Origin of the sequence: Streptomyces sp. WM6378 (assembly GCF_001279695.1) — a bacterium.
Lineage (GTDB): Bacteria > Actinomycetota > Actinomycetes > Streptomycetales > Streptomycetaceae > Streptomyces.
The window spans coordinates 1-4,596 of record NZ_LGDD01000075.1 but is presented as its reverse complement, the minus strand read 5'-3'; the positions used below and the strand labels follow the sequence as shown (position 1 = coordinate 4,596).

At 69.8% G+C, this 4,596-nt stretch carries 5 protein-coding genes and 1 pseudogene; 4 read left to right on the top strand and 2 right to left on the bottom strand.

The window, feature by feature from the left end:
• The 3 genes and pseudogenes from ADK54_RS09615 to ADK54_RS09605 form a co-directional block, all read left to right on the top strand.
• Positions 1-208, top strand: a pseudogene (locus ADK54_RS09615) (hypothetical protein); the annotation flags it as partial.
• A gap of 743 nt (positions 209-951) precedes the next feature.
• Positions 952-1,377: a hypothetical protein gene (locus tag ADK54_RS09610; RefSeq protein ID WP_053725137.1), complete on the top strand. Its 426-nt coding sequence runs from the start codon at positions 952-954 to the stop codon at positions 1,375-1,377.
• A gap of 555 nt (positions 1,378-1,932) precedes the next feature.
• Entirely contained in the window at positions 1,933-2,577 is a 645-nt protein-coding gene (locus tag ADK54_RS09605) for a hypothetical protein (RefSeq protein ID WP_159047686.1), read from the top strand.
• Between the two features lie 945 nt (positions 2,578-3,522).
• On the opposite strand, the gene ADK54_RS44775 is transcribed toward ADK54_RS09605, so the two are convergent.
• Complete coding sequence (locus ADK54_RS44775) at positions 3,523-3,744, bottom strand: hypothetical protein (protein WP_053725134.1); 222 nt, start codon at positions 3,742-3,744, stop codon at positions 3,523-3,525.
• A 202-nt stretch (positions 3,745-3,946) separates the two neighbouring features.
• Positions 3,947-4,162 (bottom strand): hypothetical protein, encoded by a 216-nt coding sequence (locus tag ADK54_RS43130; RefSeq protein WP_420717283.1) that lies wholly within the window; start codon positions 4,160-4,162, stop codon positions 3,947-3,949.
• A 51-nt stretch (positions 4,163-4,213) separates the two neighbouring features.
• On the opposite strand from ADK54_RS43130, the gene ADK54_RS09590 reads away from it, so the two are divergent.
• A partial coding sequence (locus tag ADK54_RS09590) for a hypothetical protein (protein WP_053725138.1) occupies positions 4,214-4,596 on the top strand: 383 nt, incomplete at its 3' end.

The window sequence follows — 4,596 nt, the reverse complement described above, 5'->3', positions numbered from 1 at the left end:
CGGCACCCGCAACGGCAACACCTCCATCGCGGGTGAGGCGGGCGGTATCGGCAACACCTACGGCGCCCCGTTCATCAACGTCGACCTGCGCTGCGCGGTGCCGCTGCCCGAGGGCGAGGGCATCGGCGGCCACCTCCTCGGCGGCCCCAAGGCCGCCTGCAACATCGCACCCGTCGACCAGTACCAGGCCCCCCAGAAGCTCCTCTGACACCCCCTCAACCACCGATTCCGGCCCACGGCCCCCTGCCACACAGGGGGCCGTGCGCACGCCCGAGGCCTGTGAGCACCAGACCGTCGCTCCGCATCGCGCACACCGAACAGACCGCCGTGGACGGCCAAGACCACGACGTACGGTCCGGGAGTGCCTCTCATCGCACGAGCCGCCCCGACAAGGTGTCGGCGTACAGCCGAACTTCACGCGACCGCCGACACCAGCCGAACGGACAGCAGCTCGTCGCTCGCCGGGCCCGCAATGGACTGGGCGGGGGATGCGGGATGACCGGGACTGTACCGAGTCGTTGAACCGGCGCGAGATCACGTTGGAGAGTGCCCCCCAAGGGTCCCGGGGTCCGACCAGTCGCCCCGGGACCCGGCACACCCACCACCCCGCCGGCCGCACCCAGGCAGCGCACCGTCGCGTCCATACCAGTGCCATCGGCGGCCAAGGACGTTCACTTTCGGTGCGGCTCTCGTTGAGTGACCGCGATCAGACTGCGTGATCGCGGTCACTCAACAAGGGGCCGCGCCCTTGCCATGTGTGGCTGCACCCGCGGCCGGGAGGCCGCCGCCAGACAGCGGGCGCCCCAGCCTCCATTCACCCGGGATTAGTCCAAATGCGCGCAATATGTGACGTGTTGTGCATGCTCCTCGTTCCAAAGGGCGGCAGGTTCGCCACTCCCCCAGGGCGAGCCTGTCACCTCCTTTACCGACCCACCGAACGGGAGCATCACCGTGATCAAGCAGGTACTCACCGGGGCGGCCTTCGCCACCGCCGCAACGATGGCCATTGCCGCCCCTGCCTCGGCGCAGACCCCGAAGCCCCAGGCCAGCACCACCCCCGCCAGCGCACTCCAGATGCCCATGAGCACGCTCCAGAGCCTCCTCGCCGCCGCCGCGGGCCCGACCGTGAGCGGCACCGGTGCCATGGGCGGGCAGGGCGCCAGCGCCTTCGCGACCCGCAACGGCAACACCACCATCGCCGGTGAGGCGGGCGGCATCGGCAACACCTACGGCGCCCCGCTCGCCAACGTCGACCTGCGCTGCGCGGTGCCGCTGCCCGAGGGCGAGGGCATCGGCGGCCACCTCCTCGGCGGCCCCAAGTCCGCCTGCAACCTGGCACCCGTCGACCAGTACCAGGCCCCCCAGAAGCTCCTCTGACACACCACCCGACATCCGGGCCTCCCACCAGAGAACCCGCCCAACAAGCTGAACGGCAGCAGCTTGCCGGGCTCGCAATGGGCCGGCGAGGGAAGTGGGTGACCGGGGCTGCGGAGAGTCGTTGAGCCCGGGCATTGGAGAGTGCACCAGGGTCCCGAGGCCCGGACATGGCCCCGGGACCCCGCACACCAACCTTCCCGTCGGCCGGCCAGGGCCACCGGACCTACGTATCCATGCCGGTGGCGCCGGCGGGCGAGGCATCGCTTTGGGGTGTGGCTCCTCTTGGGTGACCGCGATCAGGCTGCATGATCACGGTCGCGTGATCGCGGTCACTCAACAGGAGCCACACCCCTTCGCGTTTGCGGCTGCGCCCGCAGACCCGGGAGGCCCCCGGCGGATCACGGACCGCGGACATGCCAGCCCCATTTGCCCGCATTAGTCCAAATGTGCGGAATGCGTGACGTGTTGTGCATGCTCCTCGTTCCAGAAGCGACAGGCCTCCCCTTCATGACAGGCCGTCACCCCTTGCAGATCTACCGAAATTGGAGCACCACCGTGATCAAGCAGGTTCTCACTGGGGCGGCCTTCGCCACCGCCGCAACGATGGCCGTCGCCGCCCCCGCCTCCGCGAACACCCCGGTGCCCCAGGGCCACAAGACCGCCGCCGAAGCGATCCAGAGCGTCCTCGCCGCCGCCGCGGGCCCGACCACGAGCGGCACCGGCGCCGGCTGCAACTGCGGCACCGTCAGTGGCGCGGCCAGCACCGTCACCAACCTCACCGGCACCAGCAGCCTCACCAGCCCCGTCAGCAGTGCCGTCAGCAACCCCACGGGCACCGTCAGCAGCGCCGCCGGCAACCCCACCGGCGCCGTCAGCAACCTCACCGGCACCACGGGGAACCTCACCGGGGCCACTGGCGGCCTCACCGGTGCCGGCTCAGGCACCAGTGCCACCGGGAGCGGCGACGGTGCCACGGCCTTCTCCACCCGCAACGGCGACACCGTCATCACGGGCGCAGACGGGGACGGAGCCGGCGGCATCCTCAACACCTACGGCGCCTCCCTCGCCAACATCGACGGCCGCTGCCTGGTACCGCTGCCCGAAGGTGAAGGCATCGGCGGACACGGCCTCACCGGCCCCAAGGCCGCCTGCAACATCGCCCCCGTCGACCAGTACGAAGCCCCCCAGAAGCTCCTCTGACCTCTCAACTACCGTACGGGTCGCCCGGCCAACTGAACGAACAACAGCCCACCAGCCCGCCGAACCCAGCACGGGCTGGTGGGGGAAGCAGGGCGACCGGGGCCGCAGCGAGGCGTTGCACCCGACGCAGATGCACCAGGGTCCCGAGGCCTGACCAGCCCCGGGACCCCGCACACCCACACCCCTTCGGCGTGTAGGGGCCGGACTGCCCAACCCTTACACGCGGGCTGCGGCGCGGAGTACGGAGTCACCCGACCCGCAACCGCAGCCCCCCGAAACGCGCACACCGAGCCCCCGGCATATCTCTACTGACCGTCCCCGTGGCCCTGACCTTGCTCCTGGCCATTGTCCTGGCCTTGCTCCGGGTCTTGGCCCCGACCATGCTCATCCCCGTTGTCCCGGCCTTGGTCCCGGCCTTGGTCATCGCCGTTGTCCCGGCCTTGCTCCGGGTCTTGGCCCCGACCATGCTCATCCCCGTTGTCCCGGCCTTGGTCCCGGCCTTGGTCCGCCGCGGTCACCCCGCCGAAGCCGCCGTCGTCGGCGAAGCTGACACCGACACCACCGAGGACCGACAGGCCCGCGACCGCCGCGGCTACCACCGCAGCCCGCTGAAACATACGCATCATTCGACTCTTCCCTATCTGGGCGTGAAGCCCCGACCAGAGGCAACTCACCGCGATCATTCACGTACAAGCTGTAGCCATTCCAGATCTCGGCTAACCACCTTCCGCCGCCACGCACCCTTTGGCGAGCCAGCTACAAGACGCTGCCCCACAAAGCGCGGCAGTCGCCCGACAGGGCGTAGCGGCAGGACGCGAGACCGCGGACGCGGGTTCGCCGATCTGCTCGCAGAACAGCCCGAGACGGCCGGCGGCCTCATCATCAGCCAGGTAAGCGGGGACGAAACGTCCAGGACAGCGGTGCCCGAGTGTGCAAGGCCAGGCGTCACTTCCACCACCGTGACGCCACGACAGTCATCAGGACCGTTCCGGCGGCGACCCCGGTCATCACGGCCCGCAGCAGCCACGCCCCGTCCGTGTCCGCCGCCCGCTGCCGGCCACACCGGCAGTGCTCCGGTGATTCGTGCATCGAACTCTCCAGCCAGTACGCCCCCAGCAGCGAGGCGGGCACGCCGTCGGCGATTCCCTGCTCCTCCTCACGCTCCATGCACACTCAACGCGCCCCGGCGGCTTCCGGAAACACCCGCCGCCTCCCCGCCGCCTCCCTGAACCGCAACCTCCTGTAGGGCTACCGCCTACAAGGTGTCGCCGTCCGGAACAGGGGCTTGCCCACCAGGGGTGACCTGCAAAAACGGGCGGTGTCCATTTTTTTGGGGTCCACACCTTCGGTCACACTTGCGGTCCCCCGCTCAATACAGCCGTCCAGCCAACGATTCAGCCGCCGCTCGGTGCACCCTCTCCGGGGCGAGCGCGGCCTCCAGCCGGTCCAGCCGTTCGTAGAGGGCGCGCACCAGGCGGGCGCGGTTCTGGACGCAGCGCACCGTGCCCTCCAGCGTCGCAAACAGTCGGCCTTCCGCCTCGCGCAGGACAACGTCGACGAGCGCCCGGTGGTCGCGGGCGCGCAAGGGGGCAACGCCCTGTCCCCGGGCGTCGGCCAGACGTCAACGTTGCCGCCCATGGGCGCAGTGGTCGTCACCGTCACGGCAGGATTCGCCGGGTACCTCGTCACCTACCTGAACAATCTGCGGCTGCCGCAGCGGCAGGAACCGCTGGCGCGGGTGAACCGCCAGCTCTCCGAGTTCTACGGGCCGCTCCTCGCATTGGTTGAGGTCAACAGCCGTCTTTACCACGCGTTCAGCGAGAAGCACCCCCGCCCCGAAGGACGCGAGCCACTGTCCCACCAGGACGAACGGGCCGAGTGGCGGCTGTGGATCACCACCGTCTTCCTGCCCACCCACCCCGCCATCCGCGACCTCGTCAACACCAGAGCGGACCTGATGGACGAGGCCGAGATGCCACCTGTCCTGTTGGAGGTCTACGCGCACGCGGCCTGGCACGA

What these genes read in the sequence shown, in the direction of transcription:
- ADK54_RS44775 (WP_053725134.1), bottom strand. Translation starts at nt 3,744, where the DNA reads ATGGAGCGTGAGGAGGAGCAGGGAATCGCCGACGGCGTGCCCGCCTCG.